Below are 18153 nucleotides of genomic sequence, written 5' to 3' on the forward strand. Positions count from 1 at the left end.
ATTTTAGTTACCATATTAATACACATTACTAAAAATTAAGGAGAAGTTATGTTACACGAACATAGAGAGTTAATCACGAATTTAAAAGGTAAAGACGCACATTTTGATAAGCTTTTTGAAGCTCATAATGATTTAGACCATAAGATAAAAGATGCTGAAGAAGGTAGAATTCATTTAGATGATTTAGAAATAGCTAGAATGAAAAAGGAAAAATTAAAATTAAAAGATGATTTAAATAATTATTTAAATTCTATTAAAAATAAAGCTTGATGGGGGGGGTATTTATGTTTTTTAACAAAGATAACACCCTCCAAAATGAATTGCAGGAAAAACTAAATAGAGCAATAGCAGAAAAAGAAAAGTTAGAAGCTGAAATTGCGAAATTAAAAAATGAAATTACTGCAAAGGCAAATAACGAAGAAGAAGATAAAATCAAATTCTCACTATTTGACATTATGGTAAAAGGTATGAAAGAAAGCGTTTCTTTTGTTCAAAAAGATATTGAGGGTGATTTATCAAGAGCTCAAGAAATAGAAACTCTTTCAGCAGATTGTGTAGATATGATAGTAAATCTTAAAAAAGTATCTGAAAGTATCATAACATCACTTGAAAAAATCACTGAATCATCAAGTAAATCTCGTGATACTGCACAAAATCTCCATAGAAGCGTTGATGAAATTACAAATGTAATTAATTTAATCAAAGATGTATCAGACCAAACCAATTTGCTAGCTTTAAATGCAGCTATTGAAGCAGCTCGTGCTGGTGAGCATGGTCGTGGTTTTGCTGTGGTTGCTGATGAAGTTAGAAAACTAGCAGAAAAAACCCAAAAAGCAACAGCTGAAGTAGAAATGAATATCAATTTATTAAAACAAAACGCTAATGAAATGTTTACGCAAAGCGAATCGGTAGAGCAAATATCACAAGATTCAAACGCACACATTGGAACATTTTCGGAGCAATTTGATAGATTATCGCATATATCTAAAGATATTAAATTTAATGCGAGTGCTATCAAATACGAAGTATTTACATCTTTAGTAAAACTTGACCATATCTTATTTAAAGCAAATGGATATGCAAATGCACTAAGTGAAAATCCAACAAAATTAAGCGACCATTTTAGTTGCCGTCTTGGTAAGTGGTATCAAAATGAAGGTAAAGAAATGTTCGGACATCTTCCTTTATATTCTAAAATTGATACTCCGCATAAAAATGTTCATGAAAGCATTAATCAAGCACTTGGATATATTGCAAACAAACAAACTAATAGCAAAGAAATTGTTGAGCTTTATAAAGAAGCAGAAAAATCAAGTCTTGAATTATTTATGATTTTTAGACATTTATTAGGCGAATTTATTAAAAAATAATTCACTAATCTTATTAGGGTTTTAGCCCTAATAAGTCTGTATATTTACAAAATTTATACTTCATCTAATACTAAAATCAACTTTTATTTTTTATTTTAACAACCCTTTAAAATACTAATATAAAGCTAAAAATAACTTTTATAGTTCTATCTACTCCTAGAAATTATCGGCAAAATATCTTAGTTTAAAATATACATTTTGACATAATTAGCAGAATTTAAAAATTAATTACATAAAAAATATCCAACCAACAAACTCAAAAATATATTAATTGAAAATATTTTAAAGCAATAAAATCTTTATTAGTTATATCAAATAAAAAAGAAAATAATTGTGATAGTAAAAATAAATTCTAATTCGTAATAACTATTACGAATTAGAATTCTTCATTAGAATTTATAGCTAAAGCCCAAGCTACCTTTTAATTCTTTATCAGAATTTGTGTAAAGATTGCTTCCTAAATTGATATTAAAACTAGCATTAGGGTTGATTTTATAATCTACACCAAAATTTAAATTCACACTTGTATCGCCCTTTTTACCTTCAATGATATTTTCTTTAACTTCATCTATTAACAACATATCAGGCTTTTTAGTTAGTTCTTTGCTAAGTGCAACAGATAAAAATCCATCAAGGCTATCTAGCATAGAAACTCCACCTTCTAATTTAGCTGATAAAGTATGCTTTAATTGGCTATCCCCACTTATACTAAGACCATTTGTGCTAATTGCAGTCGGCTTATAAGAAGTCAAATCATATCTTAAACTTGGCTCAAAATAATATTTATCCCCAAATCTAACCCCACTTTCAAAACTAGCTGTATAAACATTGTGATTTTTATCAGCTTTAATTCCTAATTTATCTGCCTCATAAGAGCTTGATATATTGTGGTAAAAAGCATTAGCACCTATAAACACTCCATTATTAAACACATTCATAGCATATAAACCAATGCCTTTTGAATCGCTATTAGCATCTACATTTCCTTTAGTTTCAGCCGTTCCAAAACTAGCAGCTACACCTAAAGTTAAATTAGAATTGCTAAGTTCATTTGTCTTATCAGCACCAACATTAAAATTCTTATAACGAATTGAACTATATTCGTATTTGTTATATCCCATTTGATTATCTAGCCAAAATCCATTACCTACTTTTTGATTTTTTACCAATCTTAATCTATTGTTTAATGTATTGTTTTTAGTATTTGCTATGTAATCAGGGCTTGTTAGAATGAAATTAGCCGTCCCAACAGCGTCTTTATCAAAATCTATTAAATCAAACATATCGCCTAAAACAACTTCTAAACTAGAAGTATTAACATTATTGCTATTAGCACCATTTGCTATATTGCCTAAATCTTGACCCGAAATAACACTATCAACATTACTCTCATCTATTAAATCATCGCCTTTAATACCAATGCTCCAAATAGCATTTCCTTTAGCATTAGGATTAAAATGCGTAAATCTATCGGCTAATTCATAATTTGCCACTTTTGTTTGATAAGTTACTTTAAAAAAGTCCTTGCTAATTCCTGATTGAGAATTTGCATCACTTCTTTGTGAATTAGTAGTGTTATTAACTATTGCTATAGGGATAAAACCTTCTTTATCTTTTAGCATAGTAAGGTTTGTATTCGCAAGTTGTATTGTATTGTTAGCACCACTTATAGCTTCTCTTACTATTATAGCTCCACTATAAATATCGTGGAATGAAGTATCAATTCCACCACCATAAATATAAAACTTAGAATTATTAGCTACTAAAGTATTTACTGCTACTTGACCTTTTATATGAGTATTTGTTGTATCTAGTTTATCAACCCTTACGCCGCCATTTAATTCTGATTGTTTTGTAGTGTAAGTTCCGCTATCTTTTTGTATATTAGCATCATATACATTACTTGAGCTATCATCTTTGCCTAAAAGCTTAGAATTAATAGTAGAGTTTGCAATATTTACTAAATTAGAATTGATATTTGATGAGTTGATAGTAGAGTTTGTAATGCGTGCAGAATTTGATTTGATATTTTCTGCTGTAACATTTAAATCTTTTATATTTAAATCCTTAGTAATATCAACTTGATTTGCCGTAATTACATTACCTTTTTCCATAGATTTACTTGTATCAAGGCTAAAGATTGCATCAGTAGCACTAACTTTACCACTGAACTTATTTCCTTGATTAGCATATAAAGTTTTACCTACATTTAAATCTTTTTCAAATGTTGTATTATCTACGCTTACATCATTTGTAGTAGTTGTTATTCCACCAAATTTACCCCCACTACCTTTAATATCACTCAATTCAACATCGTTTGTATAAACAACTTTATTACTAATTAAGTCCCCATTACCTGTGATTTTTGATGAAATCGTCCCATCAACTATCTCAATAATACCTTCATTTTTAATATCGCCTGTGATTTGAGATTTGCCATTAAGTGCTAGGTAGGTAGTATCATCAAGTAATGTTAAATTATTTGCCGAACTTCCCTCATCAAGAGTAATTTTTGCATTATTTTTTAAAGTCAAATCATTAAAATAACTAGCTTTAATATCTGACTTACAATTTGTATTATCCTTACAATCAATTGTAGTAGCTCCATTAAATTTTGTATTAAGTGCGTTAAGATTGCTTACTACAACTTCGCCATTAAATATAGATTTACTCGTATTAATAGTGCTAGCATTAACTTTTGAATCTTTAGAGAATGTAGTATCTAAAACTGCTTCAATTGTATTGGCATTAACTATAGAATTAAATGTAGAATTATTAGACTTTAAAGTATCTTTTACATTAACTTCTTTATTAAATACTGATTTTTCTGAAGTTATATTATTTGCCGATACAAAACCATTAAAAGTTGAGCCGCTATTTGCAATTATGCTATCAGTTGCAGTGGTTGTGCCGTTAAATACTGAACCGCTATTTGCCGTGATAAAATCTGATTTTATATCTTTTTCAAATGTAGCTTTATCATTTGCTGTTAGTTTGTGTGCTGTAAATGTATCGCTTATGGTTGCATTTGTAATGCTTAATTCATTAAACTTACTATTATTAAGACTTGAAGTGCAATCAGCATTTTTACAATTAATATCCACTAAACCTTGAAAATTAGTGTTATTAGCCATTAATTTCTCTACATTTACTTTAGATGTAGCACTAAAAACACTATTAGTATCAGTAGTTAAACTAGAAGTATTTACTAAAGCTTTAAAGGTTGAGCTTGTAGAGTTTATAGAATTACTTGCATTTACACTACCGCTAAAAATTGAATTAGTAGAAGTGATTGTATTTGCTGTAACATTTGCAAAGCTTGAATTGTTTGTAGCTGTTAGAGTAGCTGTATCAATTGCATTAGCAAATGTTGAACTATCAGCTGTAATTGAATTATTCTTAACTATGCTTCCATTAAATGTAGAACCTACTGCATTAATATCTGTTGCATTTATTGTGCTCGTGGTATCAAATATAGAATTTGAATTAGCATTTAATGTAGCTGTATTTACTATAGCTTTAAATGTTGTATCACTTGAAGTGATTGAATTACTTGCTGTTATGTTTTTATTGAATATAGAATTTTTAGAACTTTCTAAATCTTTTGCTTCCACTACTCCATCAAATGTAGCACCATTTGAAGTAATTTTATTAGTTGCATTTACATTTCCTACAAATTTTGAGCCACTATTAGCAGTTATACTATCGGTTGCAGTGGTTGTGCCGTTAAACACTGAATTAGTAGAAGTGATAGTATTTGCTGTAACATTTGCAAAGCTTGAATTATTTTTAGCTGTTAGAGTAGCTGTATCAATTGCATTAGCAAAAATTGAACTATCAGCTGTAATTGAATTATTCTTAACTATGCTTCCATTAAATGTAGAACCTACTGCATTAATATCTGTTGCATTGACTATGCTTGTAGTATCAAATATAGAGCCTTTTTGAGCGTCTAAGAATGCAGTTTTTACTTCTTTTTCAAATGTAGCACCATTTGAAGTAATTTTGTTAGTTGCATTTACATTTCCTACAAATTTTGAGCCACTATTAGCAGTTATACTATCAGTTGCAGTGGTTGTGCCGTTAAACACTGAATTAGTAGAAGTGATTGTATTTGCACTTACATTTTTTGCAAATGTTGTATCACTTGAAGTGATTGAATTACTTGCTGTTATATTGTTATTGAATATAGAATTTTTAGAACTTTCTAAATCTTTTGTATTTACCAACCCATCAAATGTAGCACCATTTGAAGTAATTTTGTTAGTTGCTGTAGTAGTTCCTACAAATTTTGAGCCACTATTAGCAGTTATGCTATCGGTTGCAGTGGTTGTGCCGTTAAATACTGAACCACTATTTGCAGTAATTGTATTTGCACTTACATTTTTTGCGAATGTTGTATCACTTGAAGTAATTGAATTACTTGCTGTTATAGTGTTATTAAATATAGAATTTTTAGAACTTTCTAAATCTTTTGCTGTAACTTCTCCATTAAATATAGCACCACTTGAAGTAATTTTGTTAGTTGCATTTACATTCCCTACAAATTTTGAGCCACTATTAGCAGTTATGCTGTCATTAGCCTTTGTATTCCCATTAAATATAGAACCATTTTCAGCAATAATAGTGCCTGAAGTTATACTGCCGTTTAAATTCGCACCATTTGTTGCCTTTAACTCATTAGTTACATTAATATCTGCACCTATTGTAGAAGTTCCTATTTCTGCATTAGTTGCTGTAAGTTTGTTTGTATTATCTATTTTAGAATTTTTTATATCTAATTTTGTTTTTGCATTAATATTTGCATTATTTGAAGTTGTAATATTATTAAGAGTAACATTTTGAGCTATTATATTGTTATCTTTATTTAATCCGCTATTTTCAATATTTACTTTATCTAAAGTAACATTTGCAAGATTGGTAGCTCCCGTTGCCCCACCTATACTAACATCTTTGAATATTCCACCAATAATTGTTAAAGAACCATTTTTATCGCTTTTACTATTAGCATTTATAGATTGATTAGTAAGATTTGTATCGGTAATTATAACATTTGCACCATCTTTTATAACAATCTTATGTGAAGTTGGAGTGGAAGTCGTTTTTGATAAATCCATATTATTAATATTAATTTTATTATCCAAAACTATATTACCACTAACATCTATTTTGCTAGTATTATCTAATAATAAATTACTAAATATAACAGTTGTTCCCTCTATATTAACTTTTGATATATTACCTTGCAAATTACTAGAAGAATCTCCTATAGTAATACCACTACCCTCAGATTTTAATGTAACATTTGAACCATTCGTGCTATTATTTGTAACTTTTTTTATAGTAGAACCACCTTGCCAATTATGAAAAGTAGAAGTTTCATCTATTTTTAATTCACCAACAATAGCATTGCGAAAAGTATTTGTAAAACTAGATTTATTAGATAACTCAAAAACATCAATATCCATTATTCCATTTTTTCTAATAATTGAATTATCTAATGATAAATTACCTATTTTAATCGCTTGTGTCCCATCAACAACATCTATTGTAGAATTATTTTTTAAAATCATATTATTTACTTTAAAAGAGTTGCTGTTAGCTGAACTTAAATTAAATTTTAACTTATCTCCTATAATAGTATCTACATCAGTTTTACTATTTGCACTGCTGCTTTTAAAAGTACTATTAACTAAATCAACTTTTCCAGTAGAAGTTAGACTTCCAGTAATATCAAGAGTTGCTCCATTACCAATAATATCTTGAGTTGTATTGTATGGAGTTTTAACTTCTATAGTTTTACCATCAATATTACAAGGGTTCTTGTCGTTACATACAGTGTTTAATTCTTCAGCGTGTAAATACCCCCCCCCGCTGATTGCTAAACAAGTTAATAAAGATAAACTTAGTTTATTTCTCATAATTATTCCTTGAATTAAAATCTTTTAATATTATCAAAATTTAACTTTAAATCTATGAAAATAATAAAAATTTGTAAATATTTGTTAATTAGTAATTTCTTTTTAAGTTTAGTTTTAGAATTTAAAATATAATCTTTAAATTCCAATTATTTATATTAGCATTTAAAAGGAGCTAGGTTGAAAGAGTATTTAACAAAATTTATTGATAACAATTATAAAGAATTTCATAAAAAATTAGTTTTTAGCAAATATGAAATTTTAGGAGTTCGCTCAAATATATTAAAAGACTACGCAAAAAAACTTCAAAAAGAAAATACCTTTGATGAATTTTTTAATAAGTTTTTAAAAGATGAGAAATTTTATGAATATCTACAAATAATTGCCTATGGGATTAATTATGAAAAAGACTTCTCAAAAGCACTAAAATACACTAAGCTTTATTTAGATTTCGTTGATAATTGGGCTAATTGTGATACTTTAGTGCCTAAAAGCTTTAAAAATCAAGATATAAAAGCTTTTGTAAATGAATTAATTTGCGAAAACCATATATACAAAATTCGTTTTGGGATAATTTGTTATATGAAATTTATCGCTTATAAAGATGGGTTAAAAGCTATATTTAGTATAAAAAGTGATGAATATTATATAAATATGGCTAGAGCTTGGTATTTTCAAGTAGTTTTAGCTAAAGAATTTGAATTAGGCATTTCGTTTTTAAGTTCGCACAAATTAGACGCTAAAACACTTAAAATGACTTTACAAAAATGTAAAGATAGTTACCAAATTAGCCAAGAGAATAAAGCAAAACTAATGCAGATTTTAGTCTAATCAAGCCTTAGTTTTGTCTAAAAACTTAGCCACTTCGGTATTAGTTTTTAGCAATTCATCAATGCCTAAATGCTTAATCTCATCAGCCATTTTTAATAAATCTTTATGCTTGTTAATATCTTTATTTATATTATTGTAATCATCTTGCATAGCTAAAGCATATTTTAAAGCATCTTTGCTTAGCCTTGTTGTCCCACTATCACTTGCAAATGGATTTATGCTTTGTAAAAATCCTATAAATTTCTTTTCTTTTTCATTATACATAGAAAAATCAGGGCTAAAAGCAAGTTCTTTATCAACGCTAATATTTTTTGGCTCGAAACTAAGCTCTATTACGCTAAAGCCATCTGCTTTTATGCTTTTTGCATATTCTAATTCTTCGTTATTTTTATAAATATTCGTGATTTTGTATTTGCTAACATCATTTATATAATCAAAACTAACCTTGCTATAACCAAAATCTATGCTAATGCCACTTGGATAATCTTGATTGTTGTGAGTAATTTGCGTAAATAAATCATAATAATGCTTAATAGTATCGGCTAAATCAATATTGCTAAATGTCTTGCCCGAATCTTTCATCACCGAATATACATTCATTTTTTCATTAAATCTAACTATTTCTTTTAGTGTGCTTGAATGTATTTTAAAATCATCTGGTAACCCTGAAGCCTTGTTAAAATCAGCTCCTAAAAAACCATCATTATCTACGCTATAGCCAAACTGAATGCTAGATTTTGCTTTATTTAATTCGTTTTTATAATCAAGCTCATTTTTTATACTATTATTTAAAGTGCTAAGTAAAGTTGGCGTATTATTTGATATAGTTTTTGTCGTAACTTTGGCTAATTCATTTGTAAAAAACTCAGATGATATTTGTTTGCTTTTTTTGATTTTAGTATCATTAAATAATGCAATATTTTCTACTTTCATTAAAACTCCTTTAATTATTTGTTTAATAGCAAATAATATTCCTAAAGTTTAGTTTAATGCTCTCGTTTTAAATTCCAAAAACTGCTTTAACTCATCATCTAAAAATACACTTATGGTATCAAAAACCCTTTTATGATAATCATTTAACCAATTAATCTCATCTTGATTTAATAATTTTTTATCAATCAAATCAAGCTCAAAAGGATAAAGCGTAACTATATCAAAGCTTAAAAAATCTCCATATTCACTGCTAAAACAATGCTTACTAATTGCTAAATTCTCAAGTCTAATTCCGTATTTGTTATTATGATACAAACCTGGCTCAATTGATGTTAGCATACCCCTTTTTAATTTAGTATGTTCGCTAATATTAGCATTTAGCGATAAAACTTGTGGCCCTTCATGAACATTTAAAAAATACCCTACCCCATGTCCCGTGCCGTGCAAATAGTCAAATCCGTATTGCCATAATTCTTTTCTTGCAATACTATCTAATAAAGGCATTTTTATATTTTCAGGTGCTATGGTTTTTGATATTGCGATATGTGCTTTTAAAACCAAAGTATAATCTCTAATTTGCTCTAAACTTGCGTTTTTTATCTTAAAAACTCTCGTAATATCAGTAGTGCCGCACTCATATTGAGCCCCACTATCAAGTAATAATAAGCCTGATTTATTAAGTAATTTTGAAGTTTTTGCGTTTGCTTTATAGTGAATTATTGCGGCGTTTTCATTAAATGCTGCGATAGTATCAAAAGAATTGCTGATAAAATACTCATTTTCTTGTCTAAATTGTGTGAGAACTTCATCAATTTTTAGCTCATCAACTAAGTTTAAATTAGTATTTTCTAAGTAATAATTAAACTTAGTTAATGCAATAGCATCAATTATATGAGCTTGTTTTATGTGCTTTATTTCTATATCATTTTTACAAGCTTTATGTATGGTGCTAGGCAAGATTTCATTTACTAAATTTGCATTTATTAAGCTAATAATTTTTGCATTCGTATTGGCAAAATCACACAATACATTACCACTTAAACTAGATAAATCCGAATAAAACTCATCGTAATTTTTATAAATTATATTTAAATCTTTTTGAATATTTTTAAGCTTTGTTGGCTCTATATAACAAATCGCATTTGTTTGTGAAATTATCATATAGCTTAAAAATACAGGGTTAAATTCCACATCTTTACCACGATAATTTGTAAGATAAGCTATATCGCTAAGGCTTGAGATTACGCAATAATCAATGTTTTTATTTTTTAATTCATCTTGGACTTTTTTTATTTTATTAGCACTTAAATTACTTATGAATTTTTCGTTTTGTTTATAGATTGGCTCTTGTGGGAGTTCTTTATCGTAAAAATCTTTATAAAAATTATCATAATCTATTATATTAACAAGGTTTTTTAGCTTTTCATAATTATTTTGAGATATGGTTTTTAAATCAATTAAAGCCTTTTTAGTGCTTAGATTGTTTTTAATATAGTCTATATAATCAGGGCTTTTGATTAATCTAATGCTATCTTTTAACTCATTTTCAGCTTGTAAAAAATATCTACCATCAGTAAATAAAATTGCATCATCAAGGCTAATTAAAAGCGAGCCAGCAGAACCGCTAAATCCACTTATAAATTCTCTAAGTTTAAAATATTCAGAAATATACTCACTCAAGTGATAATCAGCCGTTAGTATTAAAGCAAAATCAGCATTATTGATTTTTAAAATATCTCTTATTTTCGTAAGCATTTTATCTCCTTAGTAATATCCTAAACATAAAGTATTTGTGAGTTTGATTTTTTTCTCAAAAGGCTCGGGTGCAAAATAACAACATTTTTCTATATAAATATGAGAATTTAAAGGTATTTTTAACTTTGTAAAAAAATCATTTAAATCAATAAATTTTATTCCTGCAATCTCTACTAATTTTATTACATTTAAAAGATTTGAATTATTATTTGGATTTAAATGTGATGGCGCTAGATTACTCATAGAACAAAAAGCACTAGCTAATACTAATCCACTTAAATTAGAGCATTTAGGGATTAAATTCTCATATTTTTTAGCTATTGTATTTTTATCTAAAAATACAATTCTAGAATTTGGATATTGTGCGTATTTTATATTTTTCCAAAATTTATAAGCATTTTGAGAAATATCAGCTAGGGTAAAAAGTTCTTTGTTTAATATATAGTTTTCTAAAGTTTGATTATTTGGGAGTGTTATTTTATTCATAATATTTTGAGTGCCGAAGCACTCAATTATTATACTAGCTCAATATAAGCTAAAGTAGCCGCATCACCACGGCGAGTTCTTGTTTTAATAATTCTTGTATAGCCACCATTTCTTTCTTTGTAATTTGGAGCTATTTCATTTACTAATTTATTTGTGCATTCTTTGTCTTGTAAAGCTGCAAATACTGCTCTATGAGCGTTAAAATCTCCAACTCTTGCACGAGTGATTAGTTTTTCAATGTATGATCTTAATTCTTTAGCTTTTTCTAAAGTTGTTTCAATCTTACCATTTTTGATAATTGCAATGCTTAAATTCTTTAGTAAAGCTGCACGATGAGTGCTAGTACGACCTAGCTTTCTATATCCATGTCCGTGTCTCATTTATTATCCTTTAATTTCTTTTATTTTTTCAATAAGTTTATCTTTATAAGCATCTACAGAATTTGAACCTATCGGATAGCCTATTTCTTTCATAGCAGTAGTAATTTCATCCACTGATTTTTTACCAACATTTTTTAAATTATTTACATCGCTTTCACTCATTAAAGCTAATTCGCCTATAAATTCAATGCCAGCTTTTTCTAAACCATTATTACTTCTTACGCTTAAACCAAGTTCCTTAACGCTTTTTAATAAAGGAGATAAATCAATTTCTTCAGTTGTTTCTTCCCCTATTAATCTAGGACTTGTAGTTGCAATTTTATTAAATACCATCATTTGTTGATACATAGCATCTAAAGCATTTTTAAACGCATCTTCAGGTGTAATTTGACCATCAGTTGTTATTTCAAATACAATTTTTTCATAATCAGGATTATCTTCGTGTAATACCTTTTCTATTGAATAATTTGCATTTCTAACTGGTGTAAAAAACGCATCAAGAGCTATAAAACTACTATCAGTTTTTTCTCTTAAATCTTCGCTTGCTACATAGCCAATACCTTTTTCAATAATTAATGTGAAGTCTAATTCAGTGTCTTCATTTATAGTAGCAATGTAGTTATCAGGATTTACAACTTCAATTACATTATTAGCTAAATCACTACCTTTAATTTCTCTTGGCCCTTTAAAGCTAAAGCTTACTTCTTCTCTTTTACTATCTTCGTTTTTAATTTTAAAACGCATATTTTTGATATTAATAATAAATAAAGAAATATCTTCTACCATACCTCTTTTGCTATCAAATTCATGGCTTACTCCATCAATTTTAATAGCAGTTGCTGCATAGCCAATTGCACTAAGGCGTAAAAGCCTGTGCAGTGGATGTGCTAATGTAATGCCAAAACCAATTTCAAAAGGCCAAGCACTAATGCGTGCTTTATTTTCGCCGATATTTTCAATAGTAAAATCATTTGGCATATGAGCTGTTGTAACTACTTTTCTCATTTGCTACTCCTTATTACTTAGAGTATAGCTCTACTATGAATCTTTCCTCAACAGGAATGACAACTTCTTCTCTCTCAGGTTTTCTTGTGAAAATTCCATATTTTTTATCTTTTTCAACATCAACCCACTCAACAATACCTGTTTGATTTGTAAGTTCAACTGCTCTTACTATTTGAGGATTGTTTTTGCTTTTTTCTACAACTTCAATTTTAGCGCCTGGTAATACTCTATAACTTGGAACATCTACTCTTTTACCATTTACTAAAATATGTCCGTGAGTTACAAGTTGTCTTGCAAAACGGCGAGTTGTAGCAAAACCCATTCTATAAACAACATTATCAAGTCTTTGTTCTAAGAATTGAATTAAAATAGAACCTGTATTTCCATCTTTTCTAGCAGCTTCTTGGAATAATTTTCTAAATTGCTTTTCGCTTACACCATACATAAATTTAGCTTTTTGCTTTTCTCTTAATTGTAAGCCGTATTCGCTAATTTTACCTCTTCTTTGACCATGCTGACCTGGTGCATAAGGTCTTTTATCTAAAGCACTCTTACCAGCTAGTCTTCTTTCACCCTTCATTGCAAGGCTAACGCCTAATCTTCTTTCAATTTTCTCTACTGGTCCAGTATATCTTGCCATACTATTTCTCCTATATTCCTATACTTATATTATACACGACGGCGTTTTGGTGGTCTGCAACCATTATGTGCTAATGGTGTAATATCTTTTAAGAAAGTAACTTTAATACCTTCAACTGCACCAACACTCTTAACAGCAGTTTCTCTACCGCTACCAGGACCTTGAACACGAATACCAACTTCTTTAATTCCGTGTTCTTTAGCTTTATTTAAAGCATCTTCAACCGCTTGTTGAGCAGCAAATGGAGTTGATTTTTTAGAACCTTTAAATCCTAAACCACCTGCACTACTCCATGCAATTGCATTTCCCATTTCATCTGTAACTGTTACCATTGTATTGTTAAAAGTTGCACTAATATATACTACACCTTTAGCAATATTCTTTTTAACTACTTTTTTCTTAACTACTTTTCTCTTAGCCATTATCTATCCTTACGCTTTTGCACCAACGGTTTTTCTCTTACCTTTGCGAGTTCTAGCATTTGTTTTAGTTTTTTGACCACGCACTGGTAAACCTTTTCTATGTCTTAAACCACGATATGAACCTAAATCCATTAAAGCTTTAATGTCCATAGCAACTTGTTTTCTTAAATCACCCTCAACTAAATAATGTTCTTGGATTTCTTTACGAATATTTGCTGCTTCATCTTCGCTTAATTCATATACACGCTTGTTTGGATCTATTCCAACTGCTGCTAAAATTTTGCGTGAAGTAAATAAACCTATACCATAGATATAAGTTAAGCCATATTCAATTCTTTTTTTCTTTGGTAAATCAACACCTGCAATACGAGCCATACCTTATCCTTGTCTTTGTTTGTGTTTTGGATTTTCGCAAATAATACGAACAACGCCTTTTCTCATAACGACTTTACATTTGTCGCACATTTTCTTAACAGATGGTCTTACTTTCATCTTGTCTCCTAAAAAATAATTTGCTTTCCACTTTTTTACAATCTGCATTTTTAGGTATCACGAATTACCAACTAATATTTAAATGGTGGAAAATTCACTCAAATATTACTTCTTCACACAGATAAATTGCAAAAGTGCTAATATTATCAAAACAAAATTAATATAGGTTTAAATATTAAATTTATTTGTCTTTGATAATTCTAAAAATTTCTTAGCAATCTAATCTCAAACTATTATTTAAGAATTAATTTATAGATTTTACTTTTTTAATTCATAAAGTTTTAGATAACTTTTAAAGTATGTGAAATATCCCAATATAAATGAAGTTTAAAAATCCTAGATAAAAATAAAATAGAACATATAATAAAAATTATTTAATTACGGATTCAAATTCCACTTGGAATTTATTTCCATATTAATTAAAATATTTTAAATTTCTTTAATAACTTAATTACTATATAAATTGCACTAAATATAAAAACCCAAGGATATAATGTAAGTAATAAAGAAAAAATACCGATACTAGATACAATAGATACTATTATTGTCGTAATTGCAATTAAAATAAATTTTTTCAATATATCGTTTTTTGCATATTTTAATAACTCATTTGTATTTGTTGTGCCATCTATGGCATTTTTATGAAAAGCTTTTGCAAATTCACCTTGCTTAAGACCTTCTAAATTATTTATTAAATTTTTCATTTATTCTCCTATGTATTTAATGTTAGTTTTTGAAGTAAGTTTATAGATGGTTATCATTTCATCGCCATATTGTAAAATCATTTTTTTTAGATTGGGCTCACAAATTTGCAATGTGTTATAAGGTATTTTCCTAATTTTACTTATAGAAAAATAAGAAATAGCGACGATAATAATATTAACAAATGCAAAACCAAAACCAATCATAGGAATTAGACAAAGAACTATTAAAGAAGCGCTAGATATTAAAGCTATTTTACTTTTATTATCTAACTTCTCTAAAGCACAATTTGCTTCGTAAATAGGCTGAGTAGTGCTTTGGCATTCATATACTATATTTGCTCTTTCTAAAATAACATTTATATTTACGCTCACTCCGTTAGGATTTGGCTTGCCTACGATTGCTAAAGTGCCTTTTATTCTAAAATTATTATTTACTTTAGTTTCTGTATTGATTGTAGATGTAGAACTATAAGAATTAGAAAAACTACTAACCCTACCCTCTGTATGCATAGTCCCCGAAGTTTGCATACTATCAGTATAGTTATCTCTTACTATATTTAAAATACAATTAAACCCCAAATAACTAGCTAGATTTTTTAATGACTTTTCCGCATCTTCATAATTAATTGTGGATTTAGCAGTTATTTCTATTTCACTCATATAAATTAAACCATATTGAGTAACGTCGTTATTATTAACTAATAAAACGCCTTTAAACAAATCATATTTGTTTTCATTTTGATTTTCATTTGTTGTTAAATCACTCATTTAATCTCCTTTCAAAAGAGTGATTATACCCCCCCCCAAGATAAATGAATGGTAAAAAATAATTTAGAAGTTTAGCACCATAAAAAGTGCTAAATTATTTGTGTCTATAAGTAATGCGTCCTTTATCAAGACTATAAGGAGTTAGCTCAACTCTTACTCTATCTCCTGGCATAATTTTAATATAGTGCATTCTCATTTTACCCGCAATGTGGCATAAAATTACGTGTTTGTTATCAAGCTCAACTTTAAAAGTTGCATTTGGTAAAGCTTCAATAACTTCGCCGTCAATTTCTATTACATCATCTTTAGCCATAATTTTCCTTTGTAAAAATGTAAAGGTCAATAATAACATAAAAACTATTAAAAAACTAAATTTATTATTAAATAAAATAATTTAAAATAAAAGTTTATTTCACACAAGGATAAAGTTATGAAAAGAAGAACATTTTTAACTTTGTCGTCTGCAGTTGCAGCAAACACTTTACTAAGTGCGAATGAAACACCTTTAGTAAATAATACTCAAGCAACAAAAGACGATAGTAAAGAATACATTGTAAGCTTAAAACATAATTTAAGCGAATTAGGCGAAGTTAGCAAAATATGGCTTCCATTACCAAAATCACGCTCATATCAATACCTTACAAGTGATATTGTAAATAGTGGAAATTACAATGAAATTTATTTAAGTGATTTTGAAACTAATAGTTTATATGCAAGTTTTTCTAATGTAAAAGCTGAATTAATAACACAATTTAGCATTAAAACTCACGATAGAATTACTGATTTTTCTAAAGTTAATTTTAATGAAAACGAGAAATTAGACGAAAGTATCGCACAATATTTAAAACCAAGCGAACATATTTTTACTAGTGGAATAGTAAAAGAATATGCACTAAAAATTACAAAAGGTATAAAAGGCGATTTAGAAAAAGCAAAAGCTATTTATGATTGGGTAGTACTTAATTTTACTCGTGATGAGAGTGTAATTGGGTGTGGAATTGGTGATGCTAAGGCTATTTTAGAAAGTAAAAAACTTTATGGCAAATGCACTGATATTAGCTCTGTTTTTGTAGCACTTTTAAGAAGTATTAATATTCCTGCTAGAGAGTGCTTTGGAATTCGTTTAGGTGCGAGTAGATTTTATGCTGCAATGGGTAGTAAAGAAAATATAACAAAAGCTCAACATTGTAGGGCGGAGTTTTATCTAAAAGGCTATGGGTGGATTCCTTGCGATCCTGCTGATGTAGCTAAAGTTAAATTATCTTTAAACCTAGATAATAATGATAGTGGTATACAAAAATTAAGAGAATTTCAATTCGGTAATTGGGAAATGTGTTGGTGCGAGTTTAATACCAAAAGAGATTTCGTGCTAATTCCACGCCCAGCTCAAGCACCGCTTAATAATTTTGGCTATGTATATGCTGAAGTTGATTCAAATACTATTGATTATTATTCACCTAATGAATTTGTATATGAATACACTTCAAAACAAATATGAAAAAATATTTAATATCAATGTTTATCTTAGCTATTAGCTCTAGCCTTTGTTGTGTTGGAGCTATTAGCTTTTTAATATTTGGAGTAAGTCTTGTTAATTTTGATTTTTTAGCACCTTTTAGAGTATATTTAGGGATTGCAACCTGTATTTTATATTGCATATTCGTCTATAAAAAACTAAATCAAAAAAATAAAATCAGATTATTTTTAATAGGACTTGCATTATTATTTATCGTATTTTATCCTGAAATTATAGGAGCAATGATTTGAAAAAAGTATTATTGTTAAGCTTATTTTTAAGTGTTTTAAATGCTTATGAATACACTTTAGAAATTCCTAAAATACATTGTCCATTATGCACGGCAATTGTTAGAAAGGCACTACTAAAAATTGATGGAGTAAATAAAGTAAATGTTAGTTTAGAAAATAAAACAGCGATAATTAAAAGCGATAAAGAACTTAACGAAAGCATAATAAATCAAGCGCTTTTTAATACAGGCTATCAAGGAATACTTAAATAAATCCTATTTTAAAAAGAATTTAAAATAGGATTAAAAATTAATTTTGATATGGAACTAATTTAATATCTGTCTTTAATAATTCGTTCATTCCACCATCAAGATTTATTATATTAGTAAAGCCGTTTTGCTCAAGCATTTTAGTTACCATTGCACTTCTTTTACCACTTCTACACATAATTGCTATTTTGCTATCTTTTGAATAATTTTTACTAATTTCATTCAAAAAATCAGGATTAATACTTCCATTTTCGTTTAGAAATGTTATCAATTTTGCTTTATTTACAACACCTGTTGCAGCGTATTCACTAGGCATTCTAACATCAATTACAGCATAATCACTATTAGTAAAATCAAATTCCTTGATATTTTGTGTGATTACCTCAGCATTTAAACAAACAAATAAACTTAAACCCAATAATATTTTTTTCATT

The 18153-nt window shown here is 28.3% G+C and carries 20 protein-coding genes and 1 pseudogene; 7 read left to right on the plus strand and 14 right to left on the minus strand.

The genetic code is table 11. The features are described from left to right. Positions 1-48: 48 nt before the first annotated feature. From AVBRAN12637_RS01750 to AVBRAN12637_RS09765, 3 genes and pseudogenes are all read left to right on the plus strand, one after another. Complete coding sequence (locus AVBRAN12637_RS01750) at positions 49-270, plus strand: YdcH family protein (RefSeq protein WP_214117038.1); 222 nt, start codon at positions 49-51, stop codon at positions 268-270. A 395-nt stretch (positions 271-665) separates the two neighbouring features. Then, a pseudogene (locus tag AVBRAN12637_RS09760) lies at positions 666-929 on the plus strand (methyl-accepting chemotaxis protein); the annotation flags it as partial. A 126-nt stretch (positions 930-1055) separates the two neighbouring features. Further along, on the plus strand, positions 1056-1370 hold the full coding sequence (locus tag AVBRAN12637_RS09765; protein WP_442862425.1) for a CZB domain-containing protein: 315 nt from the start codon (positions 1056-1058) through the stop codon (positions 1368-1370). Between the two features lie 389 nt (positions 1371-1759). Here the strand turns inward: AVBRAN12637_RS09765 and AVBRAN12637_RS01760 are convergent, their stop codons facing one another. Further along, positions 1760-7291 carry a hypothetical protein gene (locus AVBRAN12637_RS01760; RefSeq protein WP_336615219.1) on the minus strand — a complete coding sequence of 1844 codons (5532 nt, stop codon included), beginning with the start codon at positions 7289-7291 and terminating at the stop codon, positions 1760-1762. Between the two features lie 177 nt (positions 7292-7468). On the opposite strand from AVBRAN12637_RS01760, the gene AVBRAN12637_RS01765 reads away from it, so the two are divergent. Continuing rightward, entirely contained in the window at positions 7469-8119 is a 651-nt protein-coding gene (locus AVBRAN12637_RS01765; RefSeq protein ID WP_336615220.1) for a DNA alkylation repair protein, read from the plus strand. Here AVBRAN12637_RS01765 and AVBRAN12637_RS01770 read toward each other — a convergent pair whose 3' ends face one another. The 12 genes from AVBRAN12637_RS01770 to infA form a co-directional block, all read right to left on the minus strand. Beyond that, positions 8120-9052, minus strand: coding sequence for a Cj0814 family flagellar-dependent secreted protein (locus AVBRAN12637_RS01770; protein WP_336615221.1), 933 nt, complete (start codon positions 9050-9052; stop codon positions 8120-8122). A gap of 48 nt (positions 9053-9100) precedes the next feature. Beyond that, positions 9101-10807: a M24 family metallopeptidase gene (locus tag AVBRAN12637_RS01775; RefSeq protein ID WP_336615222.1), complete on the minus strand. Its 1707-nt coding sequence runs from the start codon at positions 10805-10807 to the stop codon at positions 9101-9103. Between the two features lie 9 nt (positions 10808-10816). Next, positions 10817-11293, minus strand: a complete 477-nt coding sequence (locus tag AVBRAN12637_RS01780; protein ID WP_214117762.1) for a cysteine permease — start codon at positions 11291-11293, stop codon at positions 10817-10819. 29 nt (positions 11294-11322) lie between these two features. After that, complete coding sequence (rplQ, locus tag AVBRAN12637_RS01785; protein ID WP_214117763.1) at positions 11323-11673, minus strand: 50S ribosomal protein L17; 351 nt, start codon at positions 11671-11673, stop codon at positions 11323-11325. A 3-nt stretch (positions 11674-11676) separates the two neighbouring features. After that, positions 11677-12678: a DNA-directed RNA polymerase subunit alpha gene (locus AVBRAN12637_RS01790; RefSeq protein ID WP_214117764.1), complete on the minus strand. Its 1002-nt coding sequence runs from the start codon at positions 12676-12678 to the stop codon at positions 11677-11679. A 13-nt stretch (positions 12679-12691) separates the two neighbouring features. Next, positions 12692-13318 (minus strand): 30S ribosomal protein S4, encoded by a 627-nt coding sequence (gene rpsD / locus AVBRAN12637_RS01795; RefSeq protein ID WP_214117765.1) that lies wholly within the window; start codon positions 13316-13318, stop codon positions 12692-12694. Positions 13319-13347: 29 nt separating this feature from the next. Further along, on the minus strand, positions 13348-13740 hold the full coding sequence (rpsK, locus tag AVBRAN12637_RS01800; RefSeq protein WP_214117766.1) for a 30S ribosomal protein S11: 393 nt from the start codon (positions 13738-13740) through the stop codon (positions 13348-13350). 9 nt (positions 13741-13749) lie between these two features. After that, on the minus strand, positions 13750-14115 hold the full coding sequence (gene rpsM / locus AVBRAN12637_RS01805; protein WP_214117767.1) for a 30S ribosomal protein S13: 366 nt from the start codon (positions 14113-14115) through the stop codon (positions 13750-13752). 3 nt (positions 14116-14118) lie between these two features. Beyond that, positions 14119-14232 (minus strand): 50S ribosomal protein L36, encoded by a 114-nt coding sequence (gene rpmJ / locus AVBRAN12637_RS01810; RefSeq protein ID WP_214117768.1) that lies wholly within the window; start codon positions 14230-14232, stop codon positions 14119-14121. 419 nt (positions 14233-14651) lie between these two features. Then, positions 14652-14936, minus strand: a complete 285-nt coding sequence (locus AVBRAN12637_RS01815) for a hypothetical protein (protein ID WP_336615223.1) — start codon at positions 14934-14936, stop codon at positions 14652-14654. Then, on the minus strand, positions 14937-15704 hold the full coding sequence (locus AVBRAN12637_RS01820; RefSeq protein ID WP_336615224.1) for a hypothetical protein: 768 nt from the start codon (positions 15702-15704) through the stop codon (positions 14937-14939). A gap of 94 nt (positions 15705-15798) precedes the next feature. Further along, on the minus strand, positions 15799-16017 hold the full coding sequence (infA, locus tag AVBRAN12637_RS01825; protein WP_214117771.1) for a translation initiation factor IF-1: 219 nt from the start codon (positions 16015-16017) through the stop codon (positions 15799-15801). Positions 16018-16134: 117 nt separating this feature from the next. Between infA and AVBRAN12637_RS01830 the strand changes: the two genes are divergently transcribed. Genes AVBRAN12637_RS01830 through AVBRAN12637_RS01840 form a run of 3 tightly spaced genes read left to right on the plus strand, consistent with a single transcriptional unit; the run spans position 16135 to position 17722 of the window. Then, positions 16135-17202, plus strand: a complete 1068-nt coding sequence (locus AVBRAN12637_RS01830; protein WP_239803080.1) for a transglutaminase-like domain-containing protein — start codon at positions 16135-16137, stop codon at positions 17200-17202. Further along, positions 17199-17471 carry a hypothetical protein gene (locus AVBRAN12637_RS01835; RefSeq protein ID WP_214117773.1) on the plus strand — a complete coding sequence of 91 codons (273 nt, stop codon included), beginning with the start codon at positions 17199-17201 and terminating at the stop codon, positions 17469-17471. Before AVBRAN12637_RS01830 ends, AVBRAN12637_RS01835 begins: the two co-directional genes overlap by 4 nt. Further along, positions 17468-17722 carry a heavy-metal-associated domain-containing protein gene (locus tag AVBRAN12637_RS01840; protein WP_239803081.1) on the plus strand — a complete coding sequence of 85 codons (255 nt, stop codon included), beginning with the start codon at positions 17468-17470 and terminating at the stop codon, positions 17720-17722. The genes AVBRAN12637_RS01835 and AVBRAN12637_RS01840 overlap by 4 nt, the downstream gene beginning before the upstream one ends. A 37-nt stretch (positions 17723-17759) precedes the next feature. Here the strand turns inward: AVBRAN12637_RS01840 and AVBRAN12637_RS01845 are convergent, their stop codons facing one another. Next, on the minus strand, positions 17760-18152 hold the full coding sequence (locus AVBRAN12637_RS01845) for a rhodanese-like domain-containing protein (RefSeq protein ID WP_214117775.1): 393 nt from the start codon (positions 18150-18152) through the stop codon (positions 17760-17762). Position 18153: the final 1 nt, after the last annotated feature.

This window comes from Campylobacter sp. RM12637, assembly GCF_020137645.1.
GTDB lineage: Bacteria > Campylobacterota > Campylobacteria > Campylobacterales > Campylobacteraceae > Campylobacter_E.